The organism is Pseudomonas sp. GW821-FHT12A04, from assembly GCF_058807755.1.
Window position 1 is genome coordinate 1 of record NZ_JBXAQZ010000006.1, and the last position, 26,764, is coordinate 26,764.

Annotated in this window: 26 protein-coding genes and 2 tRNA genes; 11 read left to right on the top strand and 17 right to left on the bottom strand. The window is 59.4% G+C overall.

Annotation, left to right across the window (positions count from 1 at the left end):
• Window position 1: 1 nt before the first annotated feature.
• Together AC1RS8_RS10975 and AC1RS8_RS10980 are read left to right on the top strand one after the other, a co-directional pair.
• Window positions 2-77: transfer RNA gene (locus AC1RS8_RS10975), tRNA-Val, on the top strand.
• Between the two features lie 15 nt (window positions 78-92).
• Window positions 93-169: transfer RNA gene (locus AC1RS8_RS10980), tRNA-Asp, on the top strand.
• Between the two features lie 189 nt (window positions 170-358).
• Here AC1RS8_RS10980 and AC1RS8_RS10985 read toward each other — a convergent pair.
• Together AC1RS8_RS10985 and AC1RS8_RS10990 are read right to left on the bottom strand one after the other, a co-directional pair.
• Window positions 359-1,495, bottom strand: a complete 1,137-nt coding sequence (locus tag AC1RS8_RS10985) for a catalase family protein (protein ID WP_349735959.1) — start codon at window positions 1,493-1,495, stop codon at window positions 359-361.
• A 28-nt stretch (window positions 1,496-1,523) separates the two neighbouring features.
• Window positions 1,524-3,326 carry a di-heme-cytochrome C peroxidase gene (locus AC1RS8_RS10990; RefSeq protein WP_489340050.1) on the bottom strand — a complete coding sequence of 601 codons (1,803 nt, stop codon included), beginning with the start codon at window positions 3,324-3,326 and terminating at the stop codon, window positions 1,524-1,526.
• A gap of 270 nt (window positions 3,327-3,596) precedes the next feature.
• Here AC1RS8_RS10990 and bamJ point away from each other — a divergent pair, with 270 nt between their 5' ends.
• The 5 genes from bamJ (at window position 3,597) to AC1RS8_RS11015 (ending at window position 6,293) form a co-directional block, all read left to right on the top strand.
• Window positions 3,597-4,313, top strand: coding sequence for a BamJ family beta-barrel-assembly machinery protein (bamJ, locus tag AC1RS8_RS10995; protein WP_489340051.1), 717 nt, complete (start codon window positions 3,597-3,599; stop codon window positions 4,311-4,313).
• 292 nt (window positions 4,314-4,605) lie between these two features.
• Entirely contained in the window at window positions 4,606-5,061 is a 456-nt protein-coding gene (locus AC1RS8_RS11000; RefSeq protein WP_057715782.1) for a YkvA family protein, read from the top strand.
• Between the two features lie 114 nt (window positions 5,062-5,175).
• Window positions 5,176-5,517 carry a helix-turn-helix domain-containing protein gene (locus AC1RS8_RS11005; protein WP_007974980.1) on the top strand — a complete coding sequence of 114 codons (342 nt, stop codon included), beginning with the start codon at window positions 5,176-5,178 and terminating at the stop codon, window positions 5,515-5,517.
• The gene (locus AC1RS8_RS11010) at window positions 5,514-5,885 is read left to right on the top strand and encodes a hypothetical protein (protein WP_007898892.1); all 372 of its coding nucleotides are present in this window, start codon (window positions 5,514-5,516) and stop codon (window positions 5,883-5,885) included. The genes AC1RS8_RS11005 and AC1RS8_RS11010 overlap by 4 nt, the downstream gene beginning before the upstream one ends.
• Window positions 5,886-6,293 carry an SEL1-like repeat protein gene (locus AC1RS8_RS11015; RefSeq protein WP_154947266.1) on the top strand — a complete coding sequence of 136 codons (408 nt, stop codon included), beginning with the start codon at window positions 5,886-5,888 and terminating at the stop codon, window positions 6,291-6,293. It begins immediately after the preceding gene.
• Between the two features lie 24 nt (window positions 6,294-6,317).
• On the opposite strand, the gene AC1RS8_RS11020 is transcribed toward AC1RS8_RS11015, so the two are convergent.
• Together AC1RS8_RS11020 and AC1RS8_RS11025 are read right to left on the bottom strand one after the other, a co-directional pair.
• Window positions 6,318-8,108: a bifunctional diguanylate cyclase/phosphodiesterase gene (locus tag AC1RS8_RS11020; RefSeq protein ID WP_489340052.1), complete on the bottom strand. Its 1,791-nt coding sequence runs from the start codon at window positions 8,106-8,108 to the stop codon at window positions 6,318-6,320.
• Window positions 8,109-8,252: 144 nt separating this feature from the next.
• Window positions 8,253-10,334, bottom strand: a complete 2,082-nt coding sequence (locus tag AC1RS8_RS11025) for a carboxy terminal-processing peptidase (RefSeq protein WP_191626119.1) — start codon at window positions 10,332-10,334, stop codon at window positions 8,253-8,255.
• A gap of 138 nt (window positions 10,335-10,472) precedes the next feature.
• Here AC1RS8_RS11025 and AC1RS8_RS11030 point away from each other — a divergent pair, with 138 nt between their 5' ends.
• The gene (locus AC1RS8_RS11030) at window positions 10,473-11,435 is read left to right on the top strand and encodes a zinc-binding dehydrogenase (protein WP_489340053.1); all 963 of its coding nucleotides are present in this window, start codon (window positions 10,473-10,475) and stop codon (window positions 11,433-11,435) included.
• A 114-nt stretch (window positions 11,436-11,549) separates the two neighbouring features.
• Here the strand turns inward: AC1RS8_RS11030 and AC1RS8_RS11035 are convergent, their stop codons facing one another.
• From AC1RS8_RS11035 to AC1RS8_RS11060, 6 genes are all read right to left on the bottom strand, one after another.
• Complete coding sequence (locus AC1RS8_RS11035) at window positions 11,550-12,203, bottom strand: HAD family hydrolase (RefSeq protein ID WP_150814121.1); 654 nt, start codon at window positions 12,201-12,203, stop codon at window positions 11,550-11,552.
• A gap of 34 nt (window positions 12,204-12,237) precedes the next feature.
• The gene (locus AC1RS8_RS11040; protein ID WP_057715776.1) at window positions 12,238-13,227 is read right to left on the bottom strand and encodes an ABC transporter ATP-binding protein; all 990 of its coding nucleotides are present in this window, start codon (window positions 13,225-13,227) and stop codon (window positions 12,238-12,240) included.
• Window positions 13,224-14,024 (bottom strand): ABC transporter permease, encoded by an 801-nt coding sequence (locus AC1RS8_RS11045; RefSeq protein WP_489340054.1) that lies wholly within the window; start codon window positions 14,022-14,024, stop codon window positions 13,224-13,226. The genes AC1RS8_RS11040 and AC1RS8_RS11045 overlap by 4 nt, the downstream gene beginning before the upstream one ends.
• Window positions 14,011-14,847 (bottom strand): ABC transporter permease, encoded by an 837-nt coding sequence (locus tag AC1RS8_RS11050; RefSeq protein ID WP_198530268.1) that lies wholly within the window; start codon window positions 14,845-14,847, stop codon window positions 14,011-14,013. Before AC1RS8_RS11050 ends, AC1RS8_RS11045 begins: the two co-directional genes overlap by 14 nt.
• A gap of 5 nt (window positions 14,848-14,852) precedes the next feature.
• On the bottom strand, window positions 14,853-15,659 hold the full coding sequence (locus AC1RS8_RS11055) for an alkaline phosphatase family protein (RefSeq protein WP_057715773.1): 807 nt from the start codon (window positions 15,657-15,659) through the stop codon (window positions 14,853-14,855).
• Window positions 15,660-15,837: 178 nt separating this feature from the next.
• Window positions 15,838-16,902: an ABC transporter substrate-binding protein gene (locus AC1RS8_RS11060; protein WP_218497232.1), complete on the bottom strand. Its 1,065-nt coding sequence runs from the start codon at window positions 16,900-16,902 to the stop codon at window positions 15,838-15,840.
• Window positions 16,903-17,263: 361 nt separating this feature from the next.
• Between AC1RS8_RS11060 and AC1RS8_RS11065 the strand changes: the two genes are divergently transcribed.
• Together AC1RS8_RS11065 and AC1RS8_RS11070 are read left to right on the top strand one after the other, a co-directional pair.
• Window positions 17,264-17,977, top strand: a complete 714-nt coding sequence (locus tag AC1RS8_RS11065; RefSeq protein WP_057715771.1) for a UTRA domain-containing protein — start codon at window positions 17,264-17,266, stop codon at window positions 17,975-17,977.
• Between the two features lie 201 nt (window positions 17,978-18,178).
• The gene (locus AC1RS8_RS11070; protein ID WP_131726885.1) at window positions 18,179-18,715 is read left to right on the top strand and encodes a hypothetical protein; all 537 of its coding nucleotides are present in this window, start codon (window positions 18,179-18,181) and stop codon (window positions 18,713-18,715) included.
• An 81-nt stretch (window positions 18,716-18,796) separates the two neighbouring features.
• Here AC1RS8_RS11070 and AC1RS8_RS11075 read toward each other — a convergent pair whose 3' ends face one another.
• The 7 genes from AC1RS8_RS11075 to minC all read right to left on the bottom strand — a co-directional run bounded on the left by AC1RS8_RS11075 (window position 18,797) and on the right by minC (window position 25,608).
• Window positions 18,797-20,899 carry a mechanosensitive ion channel family protein gene (locus tag AC1RS8_RS11075; protein WP_489340055.1) on the bottom strand — a complete coding sequence of 701 codons (2,103 nt, stop codon included), beginning with the start codon at window positions 20,897-20,899 and terminating at the stop codon, window positions 18,797-18,799.
• 126 nt (window positions 20,900-21,025) lie between these two features.
• Window positions 21,026-21,340, bottom strand: a complete 315-nt coding sequence (locus AC1RS8_RS11080; protein ID WP_489340657.1) for a hypothetical protein — start codon at window positions 21,338-21,340, stop codon at window positions 21,026-21,028.
• 36 nt (window positions 21,341-21,376) lie between these two features.
• Window positions 21,377-22,666 carry a M18 family aminopeptidase gene (locus AC1RS8_RS11085; RefSeq protein ID WP_057715768.1) on the bottom strand — a complete coding sequence of 430 codons (1,290 nt, stop codon included), beginning with the start codon at window positions 22,664-22,666 and terminating at the stop codon, window positions 21,377-21,379.
• 204 nt (window positions 22,667-22,870) lie between these two features.
• Window positions 22,871-23,506: an RluA family pseudouridine synthase gene (locus AC1RS8_RS11090; protein WP_489340056.1), complete on the bottom strand. Its 636-nt coding sequence runs from the start codon at window positions 23,504-23,506 to the stop codon at window positions 22,871-22,873.
• Between the two features lie 91 nt (window positions 23,507-23,597).
• Window positions 23,598-23,852, bottom strand: coding sequence for a cell division topological specificity factor MinE (gene minE / locus AC1RS8_RS11095; RefSeq protein ID WP_007974947.1), 255 nt, complete (start codon window positions 23,850-23,852; stop codon window positions 23,598-23,600).
• Window positions 23,853-23,855: 3 nt separating this feature from the next.
• Complete coding sequence (gene minD, locus AC1RS8_RS11100; RefSeq protein WP_090453967.1) at window positions 23,856-24,668, bottom strand: septum site-determining protein MinD; 813 nt, start codon at window positions 24,666-24,668, stop codon at window positions 23,856-23,858.
• A 202-nt stretch (window positions 24,669-24,870) separates the two neighbouring features.
• Window positions 24,871-25,608: a septum site-determining protein MinC gene (gene minC / locus AC1RS8_RS11105; RefSeq protein ID WP_090457784.1), complete on the bottom strand. Its 738-nt coding sequence runs from the start codon at window positions 25,606-25,608 to the stop codon at window positions 24,871-24,873.
• 118 nt (window positions 25,609-25,726) lie between these two features.
• Here minC and AC1RS8_RS11110 point away from each other — a divergent pair, with 118 nt between their 5' ends.
• Complete coding sequence (locus AC1RS8_RS11110; protein WP_489340057.1) at window positions 25,727-26,659, top strand: lipid A biosynthesis lauroyl acyltransferase; 933 nt, start codon at window positions 25,727-25,729, stop codon at window positions 26,657-26,659.
• The last annotated feature ends 105 nt before the right edge of the window (window positions 26,660-26,764 follow it).

The window sequence follows — 26,764 nt, forward strand, 5'->3', positions numbered from 1 at the left end:
AGGGTGATTAGCTCAGCTGGGAGAGCGTCTGCCTTACAAGCAGAATGTCGGCGGTTCGATCCCGTCATCACCCACCACTTTCAACGCTACGCGCAGCGGTAGTTCAGTCGGTTAGAATACCGGCCTGTCACGCCGGGGGTCGCGGGTTCGAGTCCCGTCCGCTGCGCCATATTCGGTAACCTGGAACACTGAACGCCAGGTCACCACAGAAAGCCCGCCTTGTGCGGGCTTTTTGCTGTCCGGGATTTGGCTTTTCTCGCTCCCGTAGGAGCGAGCTCGCTCGCGATGGTTGTTAACGATAACGTGTAGATTCAGATAGCCAGCGGCGCCCATGGGTTTTTCGCGAGCAAGCTCGCTCCTACAGTCCGGCGTTACGGCTGTGCCGGTAGTCGCTGACGGCTTCATACACGGCCTTGCGCAGGCGATTGATCCCGCCAATCGGTCGGTGCGCCTCGATGCCGAACCAGGGATTGAACGACTGGTTGTCGCATTGCAGGTTCAGCGCCGGTGTATCGAAGTCCTGCGCCGGAACCTTGATCCGCGCCACCGTCTCGAAGGGCGCATCGCTCTCGCGCCACTCAATGCTGGTGTCTTCAATCGGCATGTACTTGTTGGCGTCCTGTCGCTGGATTTGCAAAGCGAAACACGCAGGCACCCGGTCGGTCGACAGCTGTTGGTTCAGCGCATTGCGCAGAAAGTTCGGCAGCTTGCGATTCTGTTCCGGCAGGTTGTAGGCCGGGCAGCCATCGGGATCGGGCATGACCCGGAACTTCGCATTGGCTTCACCGAATTTGTAGGGTGAAACCGAAAAGTACGTCGTCTGGGTCGGGCTCGACGGGGCAGGGGCCAGTGTCGCCAGGGCAATGAACAGGTGACGAACCTGCCAGGTGCGAGGATCCCGGCCGGGGAAGAAGGCCATCATCTTTTTACCGTCGGCCTGGGCGGCGATGTTCTGACGGTATTCGGCGACATTACTGACAAAGAAGTTCGGGTGGTTGAACATCACAAAGTCCTGTTCGCCTCGGCCCTGCCGGTCGCTCAACAGTTGCTTGCCCGGCACATCGAACAGTTTGATCGCCATGCCCCGGGCATCGCGGATGCTGTCGAACTGCGGGTAGGCATTACCGTTGGACAGGCGCATTGTCGCTTGCCAAGTTTTGCCCGGCTCGCTGAACACACCCTGGCGCAGTTCGCCTGGCAGTTCCGGCAGCACCTGAACCTCGGCCTTCACACAGCCATGGGCCTTGGCATGGGCGTCGCGCAGGTAGCGGGTGCTTTCACGGTGCTGATCGACGATGCGCACGGCGGTCTGGATGATGTCCTGGGTCATCGCCGCTTCGTCGTCCGCAATCAATTCCTGCGCCGAGACCGGCCCGCGATGCTGCCAGGCAAACCAGGCGCTGGCCAGGGCCCAGCCCAGCACGCCGAGAATCAGTGACCACAGCAACAGCCTGGCGAGGAAGGCGCCCAGGCGCAGCCAGAGCGTTATCAGCATGGGAACGTTCTCCTGACTGAGGCAGTGGTCATGGCAATTGCGCCTCCAGCGGGCCGCCCAGCACTTTCAGATACTCCAGCAATGCCCAGCGTTCTTGCGGTTGCAACCCGCGGCCGATCACGCCATTGCCAAGTTTGCCGGCACGGAATTCATGGCCACTGTTGTGGTTGCCGGTGATACGCGTGTCGAACAGGAAGCCATTGGCAAAGGCTTCGGTGCGGTAACCCAGGTGTCCCGGGTCGTATTCGAAAGTGCCTTTATAGAACGTGGCCGCACGCTCATCCTGAGGCGACAGCAGCTGATAAATACTCGGTACCGAACCGTTGTGCAGAAACGGCGGTGTCGCCCATACACCCGCCAATGGCCTGGCCTTGTACGAACGCAATTCGCGCACTCCGATTGGCAGACCGAAACCGTCCATTTCAGGGCGCTCGGCAGGGGTGACATTGGCGTCTTGATACGCACGGTCCTGGACATAGGCGGTGACATAGGCCAGTCCCTTGGCCACGGACATCTTGCTCAGGTCCAGAGGCTCGTCGGGTTTTGGCTCGACATCGAGTTTTTCCAGTTCGGCCTGCTTCCATTGCAGCGCTGTCAGGTCGAAGCGGTGGTCGGCGATGTTGTTGGCCGCGCCGGGGTCTGTGCCGATGTAATCCACCGGGAGCATTTTCAGGTGCTGGACGTATCGTCCCTCGCCCTGGGTGGTGCGCGGTACATGGCAACCCGCGCAGTTTTCGGCGAACAAGGTGCGTCCCTGGGCTGCCAGAGGCTTGTCGACCGCGCCCAACAGGTCTTCCGGCCAGGCCGGAGGCGAGAGTCGTTGCAGGGTTTCTTCGATCAGGTGCAGATCGCGTACGCGAACACTCGACGGATAGCGGGCATCGCCCATCAGCGGCTGGCCGTTCTTGTCGAAGAAGTTCAGCGTGGCGCCGACGCCCAACGCCTCGCCGATGTTGCGGGCCATGGGTTGTTTCGCCGAACCATTCCACTGCACCCATTCGAACGTCCACATGTCCCACAGCTGTGGATAATCGACCGGGGCATTGGCCACGCGGTAGTTGTCGGGGGAAATCGCATCACCGAAGCTGGCGTTGGCGATGCGCCCGAAGGCGTCTGTGCGCCCCGGGCCTTCCTCGGTCGGATAGAGCCCGCGATGGGTGTCGTTCCAGGCCACTTTGAGGAATGTATCCAGTGAAGATTTGAAATCTTTGCGCAACTGTTGGTGGCGCGTCTCGTAGTCCTGGTCAAGCACGTTGCGTGCGAAGCGTTCGAATTTCCAGGGGTTGTAGTAAGTGGAGGCGAGGCTGGCCACCAGGGCCTGTCCGAAACTGCCGCCTTTGAGCGTAGGAACACTGGACGGCAGCACATGCTGCGCCGAGCCGCCGTCGATACGCAGGGCTTGACCCTTGAAACGCAGTTCACCGGTGTGGCAGGCCGCGCAGGTGATATCCAGAAACACATCCGGGCTACCCGCGTTCTGGTGCCGGGTAAAGCCTGCCGGGAGGTTGCCGGGGTTGTTCGGTGTTGGTGCCTGGCCGGGGTCCACCAAGAAACCGAAGCGGGCGAGGTATTCGGGGGTGGCGAAGCGTTGTTGCGAGAAGGGCAGTTCGAGGGCAGTGAACCAGTCATAGCGCAAGCCTTTGACCTGAGTGCCCTGGGGCGTGAAGTAATAAGTATCTCGATCGGCGGCGCTCCATTGCTCCAGGTAATGCACCTGTTGTGCAGGCGACCAGGCCGGCAATTTCGGGTTGGCGACGTAATAAAGAACCACGGCGATGACCAGCCCGAGCAGTAGTGCGATGAGAATCAGCAAACGAAAGAAGAGGCGCAAAATAAACTTCCATGTCGAATTATCATGCCGTTATGCCCGAGCACTCAGCGTGGGGCAAGAGGCCATTACGCCAGATATTGTAGGTTCAGGAATCAGCCTGCGTCGGAACAAGATGAAAGAAGCTTCATCGACACGAATTGTGAAATGCGTTTAAACACCTGAACTTATCAATTGTTTCCGGCTCTCATGCCGGTAGCCATTGGTCGTGGCGGCCTGATAAGCTCGCGGCTTTACTCGATTGCCCTTTAGGCGCATGAACAAGGAAATAGCATGAAACAGCATCGGTTGGCGGCGGCGGTAGCCCTGGTTGGCCTGGTACTCGCGGGTTGTGATTCGCAGACCAGCGTAGAGCTGAAAACTCCGGCGCAAAAAGCTTCCTACGGCATTGGCCTGAACATGGGCAAGAGCCTGGCTCAGGAAGGCATGGATGACCTGGATTCCAAGGCTGTAGCCCAGGGCATCGAAGACGCCGTCGGCAAGAAAGAGCAGAAGCTCAAAGACGAAGAACTGGTCGAGGCGTTCGCCGCACTGCAAAAGCGTGCCGAAGAGCGCATGGCCAAGATGAGCGAAGAGTCGGCGGCTGCCGGCAAGAAATTCCTCGAAGACAACGCCAAGAAAGCTGGCGTGACCACCACCGCTTCGGGCTTGCAGTACGAAGTCGTGCAGAAAGCCGATGGTGCTCAGCCAAAGCCGACTGACGTAGTGACCGTTCACTACACCGGCAAGCTGACCAATGGCACCGTATTCGACAGCTCCGTCGAGCGCGGCAGCCCGATTGATCTGCCGGTCAGCGGTGTGATCCCGGGTTGGGTCGAAGGCCTGCAACTGATGCACGTTGGCGAGAAGTACAAGCTGTACATCCCTGCTGACCTGGCTTACGGCGCTCAAAGCCCAAGCCCGGCGATTCCAGCCAACTCGGTGCTGGTATTCGACCTGGAACTCCTGGCCATCAAGGATCCGGGAAAAGAAGACGCCGCTGCCAAGTAACCAGCGCCTGCTTCGATAACAACGCCTCGCTCATGCGGGGCGTTGTTGCATCTGGCGTTCGGCACGGGTAAACAAAACGAACAGACGCTCTAGGCTGGAGTCTTAGGCATAGTAGTGTTGGCGGTAGACGCACAAGGCCGCCAAGTCAATGAAATTATGGGTTTTTTTTGATGAGTAAAAAACGCCCGATCTGAACGCGGGCCTTGTAAAACGGGGCTTACAGCGATGAAAAGCAGCTCTGTTCACAAGGTTATCCACAATTTGTGTGGATAACATTTCAACGGGAGGAATGATGAAAACGCCCTGGAGTTTCGCTCGTTTCCTGCCACTGGCCGGACGTCTGCTGGCACGCGGTCGATTGCCAACCCTGTTGTTCGCGGTCGCCAGTAAAGGCGCAAGCCAGGGTAATCGATTGGGCAAGATCAAGGACGACTTGAAGCTGTTGCAGGCACTCTGCCTGGCCTATTGGCGTGGTGAGTATCGCGCCATCAGCCCCAAGGCGCTGGTATCGGTTGTCGCGGGCCTGATGTATTTCCTCAGTCCGGTGGATGCGATCCTGGATTTCATTCCAGTGTTTGGCATGCTCGATGACATCGCGGTACTGGCATGGCTGATGAAAGTGCTCGACGACGAGCTCAATGCCTTCCGTGCCTGGCGCAAACGGCAGGTGCCGGAGAAGCTCGCGGTGGTTGAGCGTCTGCCTGATACCCCCGAGCAACTTCAACTTCAAGGCCCGAAAAAACACTGATTCGATTTTGATGAGTTCATAGATTGATGCCCCCCGCGACCTTGGCCGCTGTTAGGATTACACTTCTAGGGAAAAGTGCCGACTCGCTAAGTGTTGTTGTCCTACGGGGTAGTGATGGATATTCAGATAATTACACGCGAAGGCGAGCCCGAATATGCGGTTCTGCCATGGGCTCAGTATCAGGCGTTATTGAAAGCAGCGGGCATCAAAGAGCAAGCGTCGCCTCAAGCCACGAAGCCTCAGGCGGCGACACCAGACGCGATACTTCCGGGTCTGGATCAACTACGCAGTTTGCGCGAGGGGAAGGGCATCGCCATCGAGGCGTTGGCCCGCACGGTAGGCATCAGCCCGTCTTACCTGGCCATGATCGAAAGTGGCGAGCGTCTGCCCGACGCCGCGATTCGCCGTAGCCTGGCCTGGGAATTGACGGTGCCAGGGTGGAGGGATGAATCGTGAGCGTACGCATCAGTCGTCAACATTGGGACGGATTGCTCGGCGAACTGGATCAGGCGCGTCGCCAGCGCCATCTGTTGACGTATCGGGCATTGCTGGAGCGTTTGCAGCTGCCGACCCCGGCCATGCAGACCCTGACGGCGGCCCTTGAGCATCTGGCGGCCTTGGACGCCAGGGCGGAGCAGCCATTGCGCAGTTCACTGGTGATCAGTCAGGGCGCCAGCCGCTTGCCGCGCACTGGATTTTTTGAATGTGTCGAGCGTCTCGGGCGTTTTTCCGGGCCGTCTGACGGCGTTGCCGCCGCGTCCTGGCATGCTTCGGAAGTGGTGCGGGTGTTCGAGTACGAATACCCGGAATCGGCCGAGGCCTGAGTGTTTTTACAACTCAAGGCGCGGGCTGGTTACTGGCTCGCGCGCCGATTGTTTCACTGGTCATGGTTTGTCCGTCAGCCACGTGGCTGGCGCTGGCTCGAAGGCCAGTTCGCACGCATGGCCAACCTGGGCAATGTCGGCGCCCAGAGCTTCTATGGGCACATCCTGGCGTTTCGAGGCGTCGGCCTCGGTGCTCGTGAGGAGGGCGTGCGTTTGTTGCGCCTGGCGGCGTTGGCGGGCGATGGCAAGGCGGCGTATCAGGTGGGCGTGATCACACTGGCCGGGACGGCGAGCAAGGCTCCGGATCCGGTCGAAGCGGCGCGATTCTGGGAGATGGCGGCGAAGGCCGGGCATCCATTGGCGCCGATCAAGCTCGAAGAGCTGAAGTCTTCCTCGGCGCCTCGTTGATGGGAGTGAAGCCGGAAGGCGCCCTTATCGATGCCCGGAAACGAGCACCTCTGCAACAGTCAAAACCACCCGGCTATCAATCACATGCACGCTATAGCCCTGCACATTCTTCGCATGGTGCTTGGCCTGTGATGCCATCTCGGCCAACTGGCTCGCATCGAGTTGTCCACAGGCCTGTGGATGCAAATGCACCACGCCGATCGACAGCGACAACAACGCAAACTCCTGGCGTTGCCCCTGGCGATTGGGTGCGATGAAGCAACCGGCTTCCAGGTGCTCGCTGCGGTAGAAGCGCCGGCACTGGCTCTGGAAGTCGTCGAGCAACTGGTTCAAACGTTTGCGCCAGTCTTCCGGGCCTAGCACCAGCAGGAAATCATCGCCGCCGATATGGCCGACAAAGTCGCGGGACGGGTCGACGCGATCGTTCAGGCATTGCGCCAGGCACAGCAGGACTTCGTCGCCGCGGCCATAGCCGTAGATGTCGTTGAAAGGTTTGAAGCTATCAATGTCCACGTAGCAGATCACCGATTCCCTTCGCTGTTGCAGCAGTCGCGTCAGGCATTGCTGAATCGGCACGTTGCCCGGAAGCAAGGTCAACGGGTTGGCGTAGCGGGCCTGCTGGATCTTCAGTTCCGTGATCAGCTTGAGCACGTCGATCACCCGGCCCAACCCCAGGTAACCGCCGTTGAGGGTAATGATGAAATCTTCTTCGATGCGCTGGCGGGCACGGCTGGTGATCAGGCGGCTGACTTGTTGCAGTGACTGGCTCAGCTCGACGGCGAGGAAGTCATCGTTCATCAGGCGGCTGATGGGCTTGCGGGCGAACAGGTCAGTGGCAAAGGGCTTGAGCAGGGCGTCGGAGAGCGAATGACGATGGACAATGCCGCAGGGTTGACCCTGTTCATCCAGGACTGCCAGCGAGTTCAGGTTGGCCTGGCGGCGAAAGGCTTCGAGCACCGTGGCGGTCGGCGTGTCGCGGTTTACCGCGGGCAGCTCGTTGAGCAGGGCGCTGAGGTCGCTGCCGTCTTCGCTCAGTGCAACGGCGGTGCTGTCCTGTCGGGGCATCAATGCCCGGGCATCCCGTGGCGGGTGTTCCTGGGGGCGGCAGAGCAGATAGCCCTGCACCAGGTCCACGCCCATTTCGGTCAGCACCGTGAGTTCTTCGGGGAGCTCGATACCTTCGGCGATGACTTGCGCCCGCGAGGCCTTGGCGATTTGCAGGATCGAGCCGACGAACTCGCGCTTGAGCGCATCCTGATGGATGCCATCAATGAAATGCCGGTCGATTTTCACGTAATCCGGCCGTAGCTCGGACCACAAGCGCAAACTCGAATAGCCCGCCCCCAGATCATCCAGCGCAATCGAAAACCCCATCGCCCGATAGTGATGCAGGGCGGTTTGCAGCAGCTGGAAATCATCCGTCGGCGTCTGTTCCGTGAGCTCGATGACCACCTGGCTTGGCGCAATGCCGAAATCCTGCAGCAATTGCAGGGTGCGCCCCGGTTGATGGGCCGCTTCGAGCAGGGACTCCGGGGACACGTTAAGGAACAGCAGGCCAGGCAGTTGTTGCTCATTGAAGCGTCGGCAAGCGCTTTTGCGGCAGGCAATTTCCAGTTCGCTCAGGCGTCCGGCCTGGCGGGCGACGGCGAACAGGGCGACAGGGGAGTGCAGAGGGCTGTTGGAGGGGCCACGACTGAGGGCTTCGTAACCGAGGATGCGTCGTTCAGAGAGGCTGATGATCGGTTGGAACAGACTGTGTAGACCGCTTTGACTCAGGATCGAGCTCAAGGCACTCAGCTGTTCGGTTGTGGTCATGGCGATCTCTGTCAATAAAAAAGGACCGGGCGTGCCCTTGGTAAAAAGAGCACGCCCGGTCCTTTATTTCACGACAGAATGATGACTGTTTGATGACGCTACAGGGGCGTCAGCATTAAATTGCCATCAGTTGTTTGTACAAACTCAGTGCTTGGCCACTGCCGTGTTGAGTTTCAGGTAGTCCAGCAGAATCCGCCCTGTTTCGCTGAGGTAGGCGTCGTCTTCCGGTTTGGTCTTGTCATCCTCGGCCGCGATGGCGTCCTCGTCTTCTTTCTTCAGCTCTTTGAGCGGCTCTTCGCCCTTGGCCTTGCGACGGATGTTTTCCATGGCCAGCTGTTTGGCTTCGATGTCGGCGTGCTGGGCACGACGCTCGACTTCATTGAGGCTGACGGTTTTCTCGGCCATCAGTTTCTGCGCCAGGGCCAGCTTGTCACGGATGAACACGAACTCCGCATCTTTGGCCGTACGCACGTCATGCTCGGACTGGAGCTGCGAAATGTACGGCTTGAACGGGTCGACCGCAGGCTTGATCGCCGCCTTGATGGTGTCCCATGGCATGGCTTCCGGCAGGGCACTTTCACCGATTTCCTTGGTGTCGATGATCGACGGGTAATCGATGTCCGGCAAGACGCCCTGATGCTGGGTGCTCTGCCCGGAAACCCGGTAGAACTTGGCCAGGGTCAGTTTCAGTTCGCCATGGTTGAGCGGCTGAATGGTCTGCACGGTGCCTTTGCCGAAGGTCTGGCCGCCGATGATCAGCGCGCGGTGGTAGTCCTGCATGGCGCCGGCAAAAATCTCCGAAGCCGAGGCGGACAGGCGGTTGACGAGCAACGCCATCGGGCCTTTGTAGAACGCGCCCGGATTTTCATCCTCCAGGACATCGACCCGGCCATCGGCGTTACGCACGAGCACGGTCGGGCCTTTGTCGATGAACAGGCTGGTCAGCTCGGTGGCCTCTTGCAAGGAACCGCCGCCGTTGTTGCGCAGGTCGATGACCACGCCGTCGACTTTCTCTTTCTGCAATTCGGTCAGCAGTTTCTTGACGTCGCGGGTGGTGCTCTTGTAATCCGGATCGCCGGCACGGAAGGCCTTGAAGTCCAGATAGAACGCCGGGATCTCGATGACGCCGAGCTTGTAGTCCTTGCCGTCCTGCTTCAGATTCAGGACCGACTTCTTCACGGCCTGATCTTCGAGTTTCACCGCTTCACGGGTGATCGGCACGATCTTGGTGGTCTGGTCGTTCGGCGCATTGCTGGCCGGGATAACTTCCAGGCGCACCACGGTGCCCTTCGGACCACGGATCAGCTTGACCACTTCGTCCAGGCGCCAGCCCACGACGTCGACCATTTCCTTGTTGCCCTGGGCAACGCCGATGATCTTGTCGGCCGGTGCAACCTGTTTGGTCTTGTCCGCCGGACCTGCCGGCACCAGGCGCACGACTTTCACCTGGTCGTTATCGCTTTGCAACACGGCACCGATGCCCTCGAGGGACAGGCTCATGTTGATGTCGAAGTTCTCCGCGTTATCCGGCGACAGATAGTTGGTGTGCGGGTCGTAGGACATGGCGAAGGTGTTGATGTACGCCTGGAAGATGTCTTCCGCGCGGGTCTGGTCCAGGCGCGCCAACTGGTTCTTGTAGCGCTTGGTCAGGGTTTCCTGGATCTGCTTGGAATCCTTGCCGGCGATCTTCTGACGCAGGACTTCGTCCTTGACGCGTTTGCGCCACAGGTCGTCGAGTTCTGCGGTGGATTTGAGCCAAGGGGCGTCCTTGCGGTCGATCAGCAAGGTTTCCCTGGTGGTGAAGTCGATCTTGTCGACGCCTTTGTTCAGCTCGGCAATAGCGAAGTCCAGACGCGCTTTGACGCGGTCCAGGTAGCGCTTGTAGATGGTGAACCCGGCGTTCAGGTCGCCGCTCTTGAGGAAATCGTCGAACTGCGTCTTCCACTTGTCGAATTCGGCAATGTCGCTGGCCATGAAGTAGCTGCGCGACGGATCCAGCAGCTTGAGGTAGCTGTCGTAGATGATTACCGAGCGTGCGTCATCGAGCGGCGGCTTGCTGTAGTGGTGGCGCTTGAGCAACTCCACGACGTTCAGACTGGCGATCACTTCGTCACGATCGGGTTGAAGCTTGTCCCAGCTATTGGCTGCGAATGTATTGCTCGACATCGGCAGCAAGCCGATACCGATGAATAAAGCGAGGGCAGTGCTGGGGAACAGATGCTTCATGCTGATTCGACGCGGGGACAATTGATAACGCATATTAGGCCGTCTTTGAAGTCGCCGGTTCTTTGGGAGCCGGTCGCATAATGCAAAAAACCCGACGCTATAGCTTCGGGCTCAGTCCAGACTCACTATGGAGGCACTGTGAAAGCATTGCAAGGCGTTGACGGTCAAGTGGTATGGGTAGATGAGCCGAGTCCTGCATGCGATGTAGGACAAGTTCGTATACGAGTGGCGGCAGCGGGCCTCAATCGTGCCGATTTGTTGCAGAAGGCCGGCCTTTACCCGCCCCCGCCAGGGGCCAGTCAAGTGCTCGGTCTAGAGTGCTCGGGGGTCATCAGCGAGGTGGGCGCCGGGTCCTCCTGGCAGGTTGGCGATCGGGTTTGCGCCTTGCTGGCCGGGGGCGGGATGGCCGAAGAGGTGGTTGTCGACGGGCGGCATGTGCTGCCGGTTCCCGATGGAATGTCACTGTTCGAAGCGGCTGCATTGCCCGAAGTTTATGCAACAGTCTGGTTGAATTTGTTTCAACTGGCCGCGCTCAAACCGGGTCAGAAAGTTCTTCTGCATGCCGGGGCAAGTGGAATCGGTTCAGCTGCCATTCAGCTGTGCAAAGCTTTCGGTAACCCGTGCTGGGTCAGCGTCGGCTCCGCAGAGCGATTGGCGTACTGCGAAGCGCTGGGCGCCCAGGGCGGCGTGGTGCGTAATGGCGATCTGGAGAGCCTGCGGGATCTGGGGCCGTTCGATGTGATTCTCGATCCGGTGGGCGGCAATTACGCGGCCCTGAACCTCAAGCTGCTGGCGCAGGATGGCCGCTGGGTGTTGATCGGTCTGATGGGCGGCCGCGAGGCCAAGCTGGATCTGGCCCAGGTGCTGGCCAAGCGTGTGCAGTTGCTGGGTTCGACTTTGCGCAGTCGCGACGATCAGTTCAAGGCCGATCTGTTCAGTGATTTGGGCCAGCATGTGTGGCCGTTGTTTGCTGAAGGGCGCTTGAGCTCGCAACTGGCCAGGACATTCCCGATCAAGGATGCCGAGGCGGCGTTTGCCGAGTTGGCGAGTAATACCGTGGCGGGGAAGGTGGTTCTGGTGATTGACGAAAGCCTCACCTGACAACACAAAAAACTGTGGGAGCGAGCTTGCTCGCGATGGCGGTCTGTCTGTCGGCATTAACGTTGACTGACACACTGCTATCGCGAGCAAGCTCGCTCCCACAGGGGATCCGGGTTACTTCCAGATATGGATCGGCCAGCCAGCCTTTTCAGCCTGCTCGCGCAACACCGGATCCGGGTTGACCACGTGGGGGAAATCCACCTTCAGCAACAGCGGCAGGTCATTGCGGGAGTCGGAATAGAAACTCGCGCCTTCGAGGTTTTCCTCCTCTGCATCCAGCCACTCCAGCAAGCGGGTGATCTTGCCTTCGCGGTAGGTCAAGGTGCCAACGGTGTGGCCGGTGTAGACGCCATGGGCCACTTCCAGTTCGATGCCCAGAATCTCGTCGATGCCCAGGCGCTCGGCGATGGGGCCGACCAGGTGCGTGCCCGAGGCCGAGATCACCAGGATCCGGTCGCCGGCCTTGCGGTGCGCGGCGATGGCTTTGGTGGCATCGCTGAAAATGATCGGCTCGATGAAGTCCTCTACCCACGGACCAACCAGGTGCGCGACTTCTTCAGGCGTACGACCAATCAACGGTTCCAGGCTGAAGGCCATGTAGTCCTCCATGGCCAGATGGCCCCTGCCGTAGGCATCCATCAATTCCTTGTCGCGACGCAGGAACGACTCGCCATCGACCCAGCCGAGGCGGACCATTTGCTCGCTCCACAGTGAGGCGCAGTCGCCGTGGATCAGGGTTTCGTCCAGATCAAAAATTGCCAGGGCCATCAGTGCAGTTCTCTCTTCAGCGTCAGCAAAGGCATCAGGCTACCTCACACAGGGCCGTCGGATCGATGGAAAGCGCCAGGCGCTGACCATCGGGATGCAGGTCGGCCGCCGAGCGGTTCAGCACATCCACCACCAATTCCACGCCCCGGGCTTCGACCCGGTAGCGAATCACGTTGCCCAGCAGGCTGTGGCTGCGCACTTGCGCGTCCAGTTCACCGTCGAGGCTCAGTTCGATGGCTTCCGGGCGAATGGCAATGCGCTTGTTGATCGGTCGCTGCAACAGCTTCGAGGCGCTGTCGGCGTCCAGCAGGTTGTAGTTGCCGATGAACCCGGCGGCGAACACATCGACTGGCGCAGTGTAGAGGGTTTCGGCGTCGCCACTTTGTACTATCTTTCCCTGATTCATCAGGAAAATCCGGTCAGACATGGTCAGGGCTTCTTCCTGATCGTGTGTGACGAAAATCGTGGTCAAGCCCAGTTCGCGCTGGATCTGACGGATCTGTTCGCGCAGGTGTTTGCGAATCCGCGCGTCCAGGGCCGACAACGGTTCATCCAGCAACAACAGGCGTGGCCGGGTCACCAGGGAGCGGGCGAGGGCCACGCGCTGGCACTGACCGCCCGACAGTTGGTGCGGGTAACGCGCGGCAAAGTCATTGAGTTCCACCAGTTTGAGCACTTCTGCGACGCGTTTGCGGCTGTCATCGGCATTGACCTTTTGCATGCGCAGGCCGAAGGCGACGTTTTGCTCCACGGTCATGTTGGGGAACAGCGCATAGCTTTGGAACACCATGCCGATCCCGCGTTTCTGCGGGCTCACCGGCACGATATCGGCCCCATCGAGCAGGATTTTGCCGCCATCCACCGAAGTCAGGCCGGCGATGCAGCGCAGCAGGGTGGATTTGCCGCAACCGGACGGACCGAGCAGGGTGACGAATTCACCTTTCTGGATTTCGCAATTGATGTCGCTGAACACCGTGGTGCCGGCGAAGCTTTTCTGAAGATGTTGGACGCTGACATAGCTCATTCGCTTTTGTCCCTGTTCAAGATATTGGCGATCCAGGTCAGAACCAGCACAAAGAAGAAGTAGGAAATCACCAGCGCACTGGTGAAATGACCGCTGCTGTTGCGCATGTTGTTGAGGTAGACCTGCAGGGTTTCGTAGCGGGTACCGACAAGGATGTTGGCGAACACGAACTCACCGAACAGGAACGAGAACGACAGCAGCAACGCCACCATCAGGCCCTTGCGCAAGTTCGGCAGCACCACCAGGAAGGCGGCTTGAAAGGTGCTGGCGCCGAGCAACTGGGCGGCATCCATCAGGTCGCGCAGGTTGATCGCCTGCAGGTTGTTGGTGATCGCCCGGTACATGAACGGCAGCGCCACGGTGAAGTAGCAACCGATCAGGATCCACGGCGTGCCGACCATGGCGAATGGTCCGGAACCATAAAGCTGCAACAGCCCCACCGACGACACCACCGGCGGCACGGCGAAGGGCAGCAGGATCAGGATGTTCATCAGTGCGTCGAGTTTCGGGAAGTGGTAATGCACCACGAACAGCAACGGCAGAATCAGCACTACCGAAAGAATCAGCGAACCGACGCAGACCAGCAGCGACTGCCCGAACGCATCCAGGAAGCGCGGATCGCTCCACAGCTGGATGTACCACTTGAGGGTGAAGCCACTGGGCAGAATGGTCGCCGACCAACTGCTGGAGATCGAATAGATCAGCGTGCCGAGCAGCGGCAACAGCAGGATGGCAAACAGCAGATACACCACGACGCGGTGGTAGACACCGGCGGGCCCCAGTTCAGCGCGAGACATGGTAGCTCCTCTTCAACAGCAACTGATGCACGATGGTCACCAGGGTCATCAAGGCCACAAGCACCACGGCCAGGGCGCTGGCCAGGTTCGGGTCCAGGGAAATGTCACCGGACACCATCGCCGCGATGCGGATCGGCAGCACGTTGAAGTTGCCGGTGGTCAGGGCGTACACCGTGGCGTAGGCACCGAGGGCGTTTGCCAGCAGGATCACGAAGGTGCCCAGCAGTGCCGGCGTCAAAACAGGCAAGCCGATGTGGCGCCAGTACTGCCAACCGTCGGCGCCGAGCAGCGCAGCGGACTCGCGCCAGTCTTCACGCAGGGCATCGAAGGCCGGATAGAGCAGCAGCACGCCAAGAGGAATCTGGAAATAGGTGTAGAGAAGGATCAGCCCGGTTTTCGAGTACAGGTTGAAGTCCTGAATGATCCCGGCCTGCTTGAGCAGGATGGTGAAGCTGCCGTTGAAGCCGAGCAGAATGATGAACGCGAAGGCCAGGGGCACGCCGGCGAAGTTACTGGTCATGTTGGCAAAGGCGTTGACGAAGTTGCGCAGTTTCGAGTCCACCCGGCGCAGGGAATAGGCGCCGAGTACCGCGATGATGATGCCGAACAAGCTGGACCAGAAACTGATCTCGAGACTGTACTGGATCGCCTGCAAGTAGAACTTCGAATTGAAGATCTTGGTGAAGTTGGCCAGGCCCCAGCCGAACTCTTCCGATTGCAGGCTGTTGATCATCACCCAGGTCAGCGGTGCGATTTCGAACACGATGAAGAACAGCGCAAATGGCACCAGGCACAAGGCCGCGAGCCATTTGCCGCGAGTCATGGAATTCACTTCAGAAGCTCCCGGCACACCGGCTTGTCGTGAGGCACGCCCAGCAGTTCGCAGACGGTGCCGCAAATGTCAGTCTGTTCGGGCGCAGCGCCCGAATCGAAACTGAAAGCGTCGCCGAGGACGAACAGCGGTACTTCGCGTTCTTCGGCAAGCAGCCCATTGTGGGAGCGGTCGTTGTTCATGCCGTGGTCGGCGGTGACCAGCACTTGGTAACCGGCATCGAGCCAGCCTTGCAGGTAGTCGGCCAGGATGATGTCGGCCGAGCGGGCACTGTTGCGGTACTGTGGGGTGTCGAGGCCGTGCTTGTGCCCGGCGTCGTCGATGTTCATCGGGTGGATCAGCAGAAAATTCGGTGCATGGCGCAGGCGCAGGTTTTCGGCATCGGCGAACAGGTGCGAATCCGGGTAGTGATCGTTCCAGTAAAAATGCCCATGCTGGATCGGCAGTTGCGGGTCATCGGTGTGACGATCCCGGGCCGCCACGAAGGGCGAACGGTTGTACAGCTCGCTGACCCAGTGATAGGCCGCCGCCGCGGTGACAAGACCTGCGTCAGTGGCGTAGTGATAGATGCTGCGCTGGTTGGACAGGCGCGAGACGTTGTTGTGGACGATGCCGCTGTCGATGGGCGCGACGCCGGTCAGGATGCATTCGTACAGGGGGCGGGACAGGGCCGGCAACTCGCACTGCAGTTTGTAGAGTGCCGCGCGTCCTGCGCCGACGTAGGCCTGCAGGTGCCCCATGGCGTGGCGGGCGACCTCGTAGTTGAGGCCGTCGAGCACGACAAGGATGACGTTGTGCTTCATAGGGGCGATGACTCCGTGAAACAGATGATTCAAGTACGCAACCAATCCCTAGTGGGAGCGAGCTTGCTCGCGATGAGGGACTTCCATTCAACATCAATGCTGAATGTCAGGTCGCTATCGCGAGCAAGCTCGCTCCCACAGGGATCTCCATCAGGCCTCCCGTTGGTGGGCTACCCGCTTACTGCATATTGATGATGACTTCTTCCTGCCACTTCTGAGGAAGGGCCTTGGAAGTCTTCTCCCAGGCGTCCGCGTCCTTGATCGGCGTGACCTTCTTGTACTGCTCGTTAGGCAGCAGCTTGGCCTGCACCTCGGCTGGCAGGGTCAGGTGTTCGGCACGGATCGGACGGGCGTTGCCCTTGGCCAGGTTGATCTGGCCGGCGTCACTGAAGATGTATTCGCGGGTCAGCTTGGCCGCATTCGGGTTTTTCGCGTATTTGTTGATGATGGTGGTGTAGCCGGAGATCACCGAGCCGTCGGACGGGATCAGCACCACGTAGTCATCCGGGTTGGCCATCTTGGCCTTGTAGCTCAGGCCGTTGAAGTCCCAGACCACGCCGACTTCGATTTCGCCTTTTTCCATGGTGGCAATCGTCGGGTTGGACATCGACAGGCGACCTTGCTTGGCGATGTCGGCGAACAGATCCAGGGCAGGCTTGAGGTTTTTCTCGTCGCCACCGTTGGCCAGTGCCGCGGCCAATACGCCGTTGGCTGCCTGGGCCGCGGTGCTCACGTCGCCGATGGAGACCTTGTATTTACCGCCCTTGAGGTCAGCCCATTTGGTTGGCGCCTCGGAGCCATGCAGCAACTTCTTGTTGACGATGAAAGCGATGGTGCCGGTGTAGGCCAGTGCCCAGTTGCCATCTTTGTCCTTGGCCCAGGCCGGAATCTGATCCCAGGTCGAAGGCTTGTAAGGCTGGACCACGCCTTGCTTGACCGCGATCGGGCCGAACGCTGCACCGACGTCGCCGATGTCGGCGCTGGCGTTGTCTTTCTCCGCGGCGAACTTGGCGATCTCCTGGGCCGAGCTCATGTCGGTGTCGATGTGCTTGAGGCCGTACTTGTCGCTCAGGTCTTTCCAGGTGCCGGCCCAGTTGGCCCAGTCATTGGGCATGCCAACGCTGTTGACGGCGCCTTCCGCTTTCGCAGCGGCTTCCAGGGTTTTCAGATCATCGGCCGCGATGGCGGCGGTGCACATTGCGATGGTCGAGCCTAACAGTGATGCCAGGAAAAGCTTTTTCATTCCGAAGCTCCTTGGGTCGTGTTCAACGCTGCGATTACGGTTTGTTGGTCTAGGTCAGCAATACCTGAGCCAATTTAAGGAGGCTGGATGACACTTTGATGTCGTTCGTCGCCCGGAATGACTTTTTGTTCATCGGTATCGCGACTGGCCTGCTAAGCGTAGACCATGGTCAAGGCCCCGGAAGACAAGGGACTTGGCCGATGAATTGCAAGTTGTTGAAGGCAGGGAATGGCGACCGTTGGGCGGCTTTGTCACATCTGGTTCATCTGCGCTGCCTACGCTTGCAGACTATTGAATGAGCCGGTTTACACTGCGGTTCTGCCCTGAAATGGTGCTGGTCTAGTCCAGAAAGGAAACGTTGATGCGTGAAGAGGCAACAAAAGCGGTAACAGCCATCGGCCAGGTGCTTCAGGAGCAGATCGACCATGGACTGTTGACCCCCGGCAGCAAATTGCCGGCCGAGCGCAAGCTCAGTGAATTGTTTGGCACCACACGGATCACTTTGCGTGAAGCGTTGTTGCAGTTGGAGTCCCAGGGGCAGATTTATCGCGAGGAGCGTCGCGGCTGGTTCGTCTCGCCGCCACGCCTGGCCTACAACCTCATGCAGCGTAGCCACTTTCACGCGATGGTCAGCGCCCAGGGGCGGGTGCCGTCGACCGAGGTGATTTCGGCGCGATTGCAGCCGGCGTCGGCGGCGGTGTGTGCCTGGCTGCAATTGCCGGCGCTGTCGAGCGTGATTCAGATCTGCCGTTCACGGCGGATTGACGGGCGACTGGTGTTGTATGTGGAGCACTATCTGAACCCACAGTATTTCCCGGGGATTCTTGAGTTCGATCTGAATCAGTCGATTACCGAGTTGTATGCGCGGCATTACGATTTGCACTACGGGCGGGTGCGCTTCGAGATTGTACCTACGGCGTTGTCGGTGGATGCGGCGGCGGCGTTGAAGGTGTCGGTGGGTAGCCCGGGCTTGCAGATTGCCCGGGTTAACTATGACCAGCATGAACGCTTGATCGACTGCGACCTGGAGTTCTGGCGGCATGATGCGATTCATGTTGGAGTTGATGTAGTTTGATATTTTTTAGGGTGAACATCGGTGTATTGGTGTGAGATGGACGATGTTGGTTGATTGTTATTTGTTTGGGGAGTGTTTGGTGTTGTTAAACTTTGAAATTAATGGTGCGTGATTTAGTTGGCTTGTTTAGTGGTTATTTGTGTAGGTTGATATGGCTGCTTTTAAGGCAGCTTATGGAGTTAAATTTTATAAGGAATTATTATGCTTTCAATATTTGGTGCTACTTTGAGGGTTTCAGGTCGTCCGATCATGGTGCTGGAAAATGGAACAGTTGGGACTCGATGGAATAATGGGGAGCCAGCGCAGTTTTATTTTATTTATACGGGGCCTTTTTGCAAAATTCAGGTGGCTGGCGAACAGAATGGTTGGATTGGTTGTAATGAAAAGGGGTTTCTAACGCTTAACGCTGATCCGGCCATGTTTCAACTATTTGATAGTGCTTCTGGTTCGGTGTGGGGCGGCGCCAGTCAGGGGAGTAAAATGGTTAATCTGGTTACGGCCTGTGGCGCCCCGGTTCTGCAGTTTGGAGGTGATGATGGTTTTGAAGATGCGGATACGCTCTATAACTTCTTGATAGCAGCGCAAAAAATAAAGGTGGATTCAATCAGAGGTACAACCAAATATTTAGTTCCAACAGGTGACGACAGTTGGATTGAGTACCCTGAAAAAAAACCGTACTCGGCAAAACCTGCATCGATTGAACTGACTATAGGAAGTGTCGGAGTACCAGCTGCTTGAGTCAGGTTCTATAGTTTGATCAAGTCGTGAATTTTTTCAGTTCAAGGCAGCTTTGGATAATTTGAAGCTGCCTTTTCATGATTATTCTTGCGCTACGCCCGGCGTCATTATGTGCACACTCATCCGCGGTGTCGCCAGATCCAGTCCGGCTTCATCCATGTGCCGCTTGAGCGACAGGTTGAACGCCCGCGAAACCTCCCACTGCTTGATCGGCGCCGTCTTGAACCGGGCGCGAAGGATCGCGTTGCCCGACTCGAAACTTTCCACCCCCTGGAACTCCAGCGGCGACCAGATATTGCGCCGCTGCAGCGGGTCGGTGCGCATTTTCTGGCCGACTTCGCGCATCAGTTTGATTGCGTTGTCGATGTCCATGTTGGCCGGCACCGCTACCCGGAAGATCGCGTAGCCGAATTCCCGGGAGTAGTTCTTGATGCTTTTGATTTCGCTGAACGGAATGGTGTGGACGATGCCGTCGATGTCCCGCAGACGCACGGTACGGATGGTCAGGCCTTCGACCGTGCCGAGGTGGCCGCCGACATCCACGTAGTCGTCAATGGCCAGGGAGTCTTCGATGATGATGAACAACCCGGTAATCAGGTCGGCTACCAGCGACTGCGCACCAAAACCGATGGCCAGACCGATCACACCGGCACCAGCCAGCAGGGGCGTGACGTTCATGCCCATGTTCGCCAGGGCAACGATCAGCGCGATGATGAAAATCGCTATGAACAACACATTGCGGATCAGCGGCATCATCGTCTGTGCGCGGGCATTGGCCAGGCCTTTGCGCGAGCGGGTCAGCGCGTGATGCACGGCGGTATCGCTGAGAATCCAGATCAGCCAGGCAAACAGCAGCGTGCCGGCGAGGCTGAACAGTTTGACGCTGACTTCATGGCCGTCGCCTTCGGTAAAGCGGATTAACGACATGCCCCAGACCCGCAGGCCGAGTTCGATAAAGGCTAGCCACACCAACAGGTGAACGATGGTGTAGAAGAAGTTTTTCAGCCGTTCCGAATACACCGCGTAGCGCCGGATGCCGCGCTGCGGTTTGAGGGCGTGGCGGCGTACCAGGCCGTTGATGACCATGCACAACACCAGCAAAACGGTGCAGATCAGCGACTGGCGCAGGGCGGTGCTGGTGTCGCCGGCGGAAATGAACGTCGCGAACAGGGAAATGGCCACCAGCACCAGCGCCGGCACGTACCAGAAGGTGCCGAGAATCGACAGGGTGTCGTTGAGGGCGCGGCGGGTCAGGCGCCGGGACAGCGGCTGGTTGCGGATCAGGTGGGCGATCGGCCGGCGGAAACGCAGAATGAAGCGCCCCGTGGAGAGCGCGGCCAGGACGTTGGCGGCAGTCGCGGCGGTATGGGCCAGATGGCTGCCGAGGCTGTTGACCAGTTGCGGATCGCTCAGCGCTTCGCCAAACGCGGCGAAGCTGCCGATCAGCCATAGCGGCCGAAACGCCTGGTGCCGCAGGATGTACAAGGCGCGGTGGCGGTGTGGGCCGTCGAGCAGGGAAAAGGCAATCACGCAGATGGCCGAGAAGCAGGTGCCGACCACCAGTGCATAGGCCAGCACCATCGCCAGGCTTTTGCCCAGGGACGAGGGCAGGGCGTAGCTCATGTAGACCGTGATCACCAGGGCGATCAGCCATGGCCCGAGTTTGCGCAGCGCAAAACGCAACATGTCCAGGGCCCTGGGATGCTGCGGCAGTTCTTCGGTCAGGCCGAAACGCATCCGCACGCGGTGGCTGATCCAGATCAGGGCGGCGGCCAGCAGGCTCCAGATCATCAGGATCATGGCAAAGGCGAACAGCATGGGCAGCCATTCATTGGCCGGCAGCGCCAGCGCCACCAGTTCTTCCCTGGCCTGATCGAATTCACTGGACCAGAGCGTGAGCGGACTGTCGACGCCGGAAAATTTCTTCTCGAAATTGGCCAGGGTTCCGCCAATCAGACCCAGTACGCCTTCTTCGGTAATCGGCTGGGCCTGTTTGGTGGTGTCGCGGAGCTTTTTCAGGTCGGCCAGCAGCTTGGAGCGTTGCTGGTCGTTCTCCAGTGACTTGATCACTTCGTCCAGAGATTGCCCCAGCGGTTCCTGTGCTTCGGGCTGCGCCTTGGCCTGATTGTTGAGCAGGCCCGGCAGGCCGGCCGCCTGGGCAGGCGCCACTGACAGCAGCGTCATCAGGCAGACAAGGACAATACACGGGAGGGAAAAAAGACGAGCGAACACTAGGCGGTCAACCTCGCAGGGAGCGGATCGACCGAGTGTACGAGCCCGTCAAAATCAATGCGAGCCAAGGGCGAGGAATTATTCGTTGAGTTTGGCGAGGATTTTGAGAACAACGGTCGCGAGAATGGTCAGCATGCCGATCCACATGGCAAACACACCGGCATTCTTATCGCGAAAGTTGAAGCCGACGGCCAGCAGGAGCATCCCGGCAAGAATCGGAATCAGCATGGCGTGAAAGGTAGACATCGAAATCATGGAGACGGCCTTGTCGAAGGGATACTGGAAGTCTAGGCGGCTTTTTTGCACCGTGTTGTCTGTAGGAGCGAGCTTGCTCGCGATGAACTTCAGGGCGCCGTGTTTATCCAGAAAACACGCGTAATCGTTCACGTCCATCGCGAGCAGGCTCGCTCCTACAGGGTATTGCGGGGTTTACGGCAATTCGCGGCAGGCGTAGAACGCGTTCAGCACCTTGACCAGGTGCGCCAGGTCATGGCTGCCGCACAGTTCGCGGATCGAGTGCATGGCGAACGTCGGCAAGCCGATATCCACGGTGCGCACGCCCAGGTGGCTGGCGGTGATCGGGCCGATGGTCGAACCACAGCCCATGTCGCTGCGCACTACGAAGCTTTGCACCGGCACTTCTTCAGCCATGCACAGGTGACGGAAGAACCCGGCGGTTTCGCTGTTGGTGGCGTAGCGCTGATTGCTGTTGACCTTGATCACCGGGCCGGCGTTGAGTTTCGGGCCGTGGTTGGCATCGTGCTTGTCGGCGTAGTTCGGATGCACGCCGTGGGCGTTGTCAGCCGAAACCAGCAGGGATTTCTGAATGGTGCGTACGAATTCATCACCTTCAGGCAGCAAGCGACGCAAGGTCTGCTCAAGCATCGGGCCGTCGGCACCGCAGGCCGAGCAGGAACCGACTTCTTCGTGGTCGTTGCAGACCAGCACGCAGGTTTCGTCGGTGTCGGCCGTCAACAGCGCTTGCAGGCCGGCGTAGCACGACAGCAGGTTGTCCAGGCGCGCGCCGGCGATGAAGTCGCCATGCAGGCCAATGACCGCAGCGCTTTGGGTGTCGTAGAAACTCAACTCGTAATCGAGCACCACGTCGGCATTCAGGCCGTGTTCGCGGGCGAGCTGGTCGGTGAGCACCGCGCGGAAGTCCACGCGCTCGTCACCGGCAAATTGCGCGAGGATCGGCGGCAGTTCGGTCTGGGCGTTGATTGCCCAACCCATGTTGGCTTCACGGTTGAGGTGAATCGCCAGGTTCGGAATGATCGCGACCGGTGCCTTGAAGTCGATCAACTGGCTCTCGACCTTGCCATCACGACGGAAGGTTACGCGGCCCGCCAGGGAGAGGTCGCGGTCGAACCACGGCGCCAGCAGCGCGCCGCCATAGACTTCAACGCCCAGTTGCCAGAAGCCCTGGCGTTGCAGTTCCGGTTGCGGTTTGACACGCAGGCACGGGCTGTCGGTGTGGGCGCCGACCAGGCGAATGCCGCCGTGCAGCGGCGAATGGCGGCCCATCTTGATCGCGACAATCGAAGAGTCGTTGCGGGTGACGTAGTAGCGACCGTTGGCTTCGGTATTCCACGGCTCGCGCTCGTCGAGGCGTTGGTAGCCCGCCGCTTCCAGACGCTGAACAAGGCTGGCGGTGGCATGGAACGGGGTAGGGGAGGCCTTGAGGAAATCGATCAGGCCTTGGTTCAACTCTTCGCGCATAAAGTAGCTCCAGACAGCAGTGGCGCCAGTTTAACGTATTGGTCAGGGAATTGGCGGTGGCGTGCGGGTGGAGTGGCGCCCCCCCCTGTAGGAGCGAGCTTGCTCGCGATGATCCCAAGAACGCCGCGGGGCGCCAGGCTTCCCGCGTTATCGTTGACGACCATCGCGAGCAAGCTCGCTCCTACAGGGGGGAGTGCGTTGCGTTCAGAACGGTGCCGGGCACTCGAAGCGCAGGCGTTCGCCACTTTGCGGATGGGTGAAGCTGAGCATGCTCGCGTGCAGACACAGGCGCGGCCAGGCCGCCAGCGCCTGCTCATGGGCATAGAGCCCGTCACCCAGCAGCGGATGACCAATCGAGAGCATGTGCACGCGCAACTGGTGGGAGCGGCCGGTGATCGGTGTCAGCTCAACGCGGCACCAGTCGTCGCAACGCTCCAGCACTCGCCAGAAGGTCAGCGCGTGTTTGCCGAATTCATGGTCGACCACGTGGCGCGGCTTGGTCGGTGGGTCGTAGCGCAAGGGCAGGTCGATGCTGCCGCTGTCCAGTTCCGGCTGACCCCAGCACAGGGCGGTGTAGGCCTTTTCGGTTTCGCGGTCGTGAAATTGCCGGGACAGTTCGCGATGGGTGTCCGGGTCGCGGGCCAGCAGGATGATGCCGGAAGTCTCCCAGTCCAGGCGATGGACAATTCGCGCTTCCGGGTAGCCGTTTTCCTGCAGGCGGGTAATCAGGCAGTCCTTGTTGTCATCGGCCCGGCCAGGGACAGAAAGCAACAGGGTCGGTTTGTTCACCACCAGTACGGCGGCATCCTGATGGATGATGTGGATGTTGGACAGCGGCATTAAAACAGCCTCGTAACAAACGCCAACGGCGGCTCAGGTCCCTTGCAGTCGCGCAAGGGGCCTGAGCCGCCGTGGCTCCAGCCGGATCGACTCAGCGATCTGGCAGGGTGATATTGAGTTCCAGAATCGAGCAACTGCCCTGGCTTTCCAGTGCGACGTGCACGTCATCGGACCCGATATTGACGTACTTGCGGATCACCTCGACCAGTTCCTTCTGCAAGGCTGGCAGGTAGTCCGGGGTACTGCGTTGGCCGCGTTCGTGCGCCACGATGATCTGTAGACGCTCTTTCGCTACCGACGCGGTGCTTTGCTTTTTGTTGGCACGAAAGAAGTCAAAAAGGTTCATTGCTTAGTTGCCTCCAAACAGGCGCTCGAAGAATCCCTTCTTCTGTACATCAAGGAATCGATGATCCACGGTCTTGCCCAGCAGGCGGTCAACGGTATCGCTGTAGGCCTGGCCGGCATCGCTCTGGTCGTCGAGAATCACCGGAACACCCTGGTTGGATGCCTTGAGCACCGCCTGGGATTCAGGGATCACGCCGAGTAGGGTCACCGAAAGGATGTCCTTGACGTCTTCTACGCCGAGCATTTCGCCTTTGCTCACACGTTCCGGGTGATAACGGGTAATCAGCAGGTGTTCCTTGATCGGGTCTTCGCCGCGTTCGGCACGACGGGACTTGCTGGCCAGCAGGCCGAGCATGCGGTCGGAGTCACGTACCGAGGAGACTTCCGGGTTGGTCACGACGATCGCTTCATCGGCGAAGTACATGGCCAGGTGGGCGCCTTTCTCGATGCCTGCCGGGGAGTCGCAGACCACGAACTCAAAGTCTTCCTTGAGTTGCATCAGGACCTTTTCCACGCCTTCGACGGTCAGCGCGTCTTTGTCGCGGGTCTGGCTGGCGGCCAGCACGTAGAGGTTTTCCAGGCGCTTGTCTTTGATCAGAGCCTGTTGCAGGTTGGCTTCGCCGTTGACCACGTTGACGAAGTCATACACCACGCGGCGCTCGCAACCCATGATCAGGTCGAGGTTGCGCAAGCCCACGTCGAAGTCGACGATCACTGTTTTGTGGCCGCGCAGAGCGAGGCCGGTACCGATAGCGGCGCTGGTGGTGGTCTTACCCACACCACCCTTGCCGGATGTAACCACGAGAATCTTGGCCAAGGTGTTTCACCCCTAAGGAAAAAGGACTTTTCAGTCCCTGAAAAACATCTCCTGAAAAACTACTGCAGTCGGACAGCCTTGGCTGGAATCCGGTTTTGAGCGGCGTTTACCCCCGGTAAACACTGCTTTCGGCCTTTTTCCTACTTCGTTTGAGCCGTTTTCGCTACGTTTTAGAGATGCTTGGAAAATGCGGCAGTATCCGTTAAAGCCGAATGATGTTCAACACGTCGCCGGACAGGCTGACCTGCACACCCGAACCCCATAGCGGGTCGCGGCGCAGATCTTCGGAAACCTTGTAATGCCCGGCGATGGAAATCAGTTCAGCACTCATTTGCTGACAGAAAATCCGCGCCTTGGTGTCGCCCTTGACGCCGGCCAACACGCGACCACGCATCGGGCCGTATACATGGATGTTGCCATCGGCGAGAAGTTCCGCTCCCGGGCTTACCGAGGAGATCACCACCAGATCGCTGCCCTGGGCATAAATCTGCTGGCCACCGCGTACCGGCGAGGTGATGATTTTCGTCGGCTTGATGGTCGGCTCGGGCGGTTTTTCCGGTTTTTTCTTCGGTTCGCCTTCGGTCAGGTCCAGTGGACGCTCCCGGGCACCGGACGGTGGCAGTACCGGCAGGTCGACCGCGATGGCGGCGGCAATGTCTTCGATGCGGCTGGCGCGGATCGCCAGGGTACGCAGGCCATGCTGGCGGCAGACGCGCATGAGCCCTGGCAGATCGACCGCGCCTCCGTTGGCCGGGAGTTTGTCCAGGGCCAGTACCAGTGGCGCGTTGCTGAAGAAGTTGGGCGCCTGGGCGACCTTGGCGGCCAGTTGCCGATCAAGGCTTTCGAGGTCGTTACGGGCCAGTTCCAGCACCGTAATGGCCAGCATGCTGCCCTTCAACTGGAACACGGGATCTTGGTCTAGCGGTTCGGTTTGGCTCATGGTCGGCATACAACGACTTGTCACTAAAAGTGCCGAGACTTATAACGAGAACGCCCGCGGGCCGCAAGCCGGGTCGAACGATGTAGAATGCGCGGCCATTGTCATTCCGGAAGCATTAATGGACCGCCCGCGTTTTCGAAAAGCATTTCTATCTCCACGTTTCTGGCCACTGTGGTGTGGCCTGGGGCTGTTGTGGCTGATCGTCCAGCTGCCGTACCCGGCACTGCTGTGGATCGGTCGCGCACTGGGCGCATTGATGTATCGCGTGGCCGGCGACAGACGGCGCATTGCCAAGCGCAATCTGGAACTGTGTTTTCCTGAAAAAATCGCCGCCGAACGCAAACGCCTGCTCAAGGAAAACTTCGCCTCCACCGGCATCGCGTTCTTTGAGATGGCGATGAGCTGGTGGTGGTCGCGCAAGCGCCTGGCAAATCTTGCTCATATCGAAGGGCTGGAGCATTTGCAGCAGGCTCAGCGTGAGGGCAAGGGCGTGATCCTGATGGCCCTGCACTTCACGACGCTGGAAATCGGCGCAGCGTTGCTCGGTCAACAGCACACCATCGACGGCATGTACCGCGAGCACAAGAATCCGCTGTTCGACTACATCCAGCGCCAGGGCCGCGAGCGGCACAACCTCGATTCGCTGGCGGTGGAACGCGAAGACGTGCGCGGCATGCTCAAACTGCTGCGCTCGGGCCGGGCGATCTGGTACGCACCGGATCAGGACTACGGCGCCAAGCAAAGCATTTTCGTGCCGCTGTTCGGCATTCAGGCCGCGACCGTCACCGCCACGAGCAAGTTTGCGCGACTGGGCAAGGCGCTGGTGGTGCCGTTCACCCAGGAACGTCTGGCGGACGGCAGCGGATATCGCCTGGTGATCCATGCGCCGCTCGAAGGCTTCCCCGGCGAAACCGAGGAGGCCGACTGCCTGCGCATCAACCAATGGATCGAAAGCGTTCTGCGCGAGCATCCCGAGCAATACCTGTGGGCCCATCGCCGCTTCAAGAGCCGCCCACCGGGCGAGCCCAAGCTGTACGCCAAACGCGTGTAGGAGCGAGCTCGCTCGCGATGGTGGCCAACGATAACGCGGGGCACCTGACACCCCCGCGGCGTTTTCACAACCATCGCGAGCAAGGGAACAGGTTGAAACAACGAA

What these genes read in the sequence shown, in the direction of transcription:
- AC1RS8_RS11025 (WP_191626119.1), bottom strand. Translation starts at nt 10,334, where the DNA reads ATGAAGCATCTGTTCCCCAGCACTGCCCTCGCTTTATTCATCGGTATC.
- AC1RS8_RS11060 (WP_218497232.1), bottom strand. Translation starts at nt 16,902, where the DNA reads ATGAAAAAGCTTTTCCTGGCATCACTGTTAGGCTCGACCATCGCAATG.
- AC1RS8_RS11045 (WP_489340054.1), bottom strand. Translation starts at nt 14,024, where the DNA reads ATGTCTCGCGCTGAACTGGGGCCCGCCGGTGTCTACCACCGCGTCGTG.
- AC1RS8_RS11005 (WP_007974980.1), top strand. Translation starts at nt 5,176, where the DNA reads ATGGATATTCAGATAATTACACGCGAAGGCGAGCCCGAATATGCGGTT.
- AC1RS8_RS11075 (WP_489340055.1), bottom strand. Translation starts at nt 20,899, where the DNA reads ATGACGCTGCTGTCAGTGGCGCCTGCCCAGGCGGCCGGCCTGCCGGGC.
- AC1RS8_RS11055 (WP_057715773.1), bottom strand. Translation starts at nt 15,659, where the DNA reads ATGAAGCACAACGTCATCCTTGTCGTGCTCGACGGCCTCAACTACGAG.
- AC1RS8_RS11110 (WP_489340057.1), top strand. Translation starts at nt 25,727, where the DNA reads ATGGACCGCCCGCGTTTTCGAAAAGCATTTCTATCTCCACGTTTCTGG.
- AC1RS8_RS11065 (WP_057715771.1), top strand. Translation starts at nt 17,264, where the DNA reads ATGCGTGAAGAGGCAACAAAAGCGGTAACAGCCATCGGCCAGGTGCTT.
- AC1RS8_RS11080 (WP_489340657.1), bottom strand. Translation starts at nt 21,340, where the DNA reads ATGGACGTGAACGATTACGCGTGTTTTCTGGATAAACACGGCGCCCTG.
- AC1RS8_RS11090 (WP_489340056.1), bottom strand. Translation starts at nt 23,506, where the DNA reads ATGCCGCTGTCCAACATCCACATCATCCATCAGGATGCCGCCGTACTG.
- minE (WP_007974947.1), bottom strand. Translation starts at nt 23,852, where the DNA reads ATGAACCTTTTTGACTTCTTTCGTGCCAACAAAAAGCAAAGCACCGCG.
- AC1RS8_RS11085 (WP_057715768.1), bottom strand. Translation starts at nt 22,666, where the DNA reads ATGCGCGAAGAGTTGAACCAAGGCCTGATCGATTTCCTCAAGGCCTCC.
- AC1RS8_RS10985 (WP_349735959.1), bottom strand. Translation starts at nt 1,495, where the DNA reads ATGCTGATAACGCTCTGGCTGCGCCTGGGCGCCTTCCTCGCCAGGCTG.
- AC1RS8_RS11050 (WP_198530268.1), bottom strand. Translation starts at nt 14,847, where the DNA reads ATGACTCGCGGCAAATGGCTCGCGGCCTTGTGCCTGGTGCCATTTGCG.
- AC1RS8_RS11035 (WP_150814121.1), bottom strand. Translation starts at nt 12,203, where the DNA reads ATGGCCCTGGCAATTTTTGATCTGGACGAAACCCTGATCCACGGCGAC.
- minC (WP_090457784.1), bottom strand. Translation starts at nt 25,608, where the DNA reads ATGAGCCAAACCGAACCGCTAGACCAAGATCCCGTGTTCCAGTTGAAG.
- AC1RS8_RS11000 (WP_057715782.1), top strand. Translation starts at nt 4,606, where the DNA reads ATGAAAACGCCCTGGAGTTTCGCTCGTTTCCTGCCACTGGCCGGACGT.
- bamJ (WP_489340051.1), top strand. Translation starts at nt 3,597, where the DNA reads ATGAAACAGCATCGGTTGGCGGCGGCGGTAGCCCTGGTTGGCCTGGTA.
- AC1RS8_RS11070 (WP_131726885.1), top strand. Translation starts at nt 18,179, where the DNA reads ATGCTTTCAATATTTGGTGCTACTTTGAGGGTTTCAGGTCGTCCGATC.
- AC1RS8_RS11020 (WP_489340052.1), bottom strand. Translation starts at nt 8,108, where the DNA reads ATGACCACAACCGAACAGCTGAGTGCCTTGAGCTCGATCCTGAGTCAA.
- AC1RS8_RS11040 (WP_057715776.1), bottom strand. Translation starts at nt 13,227, where the DNA reads ATGAGCTATGTCAGCGTCCAACATCTTCAGAAAAGCTTCGCCGGCACC.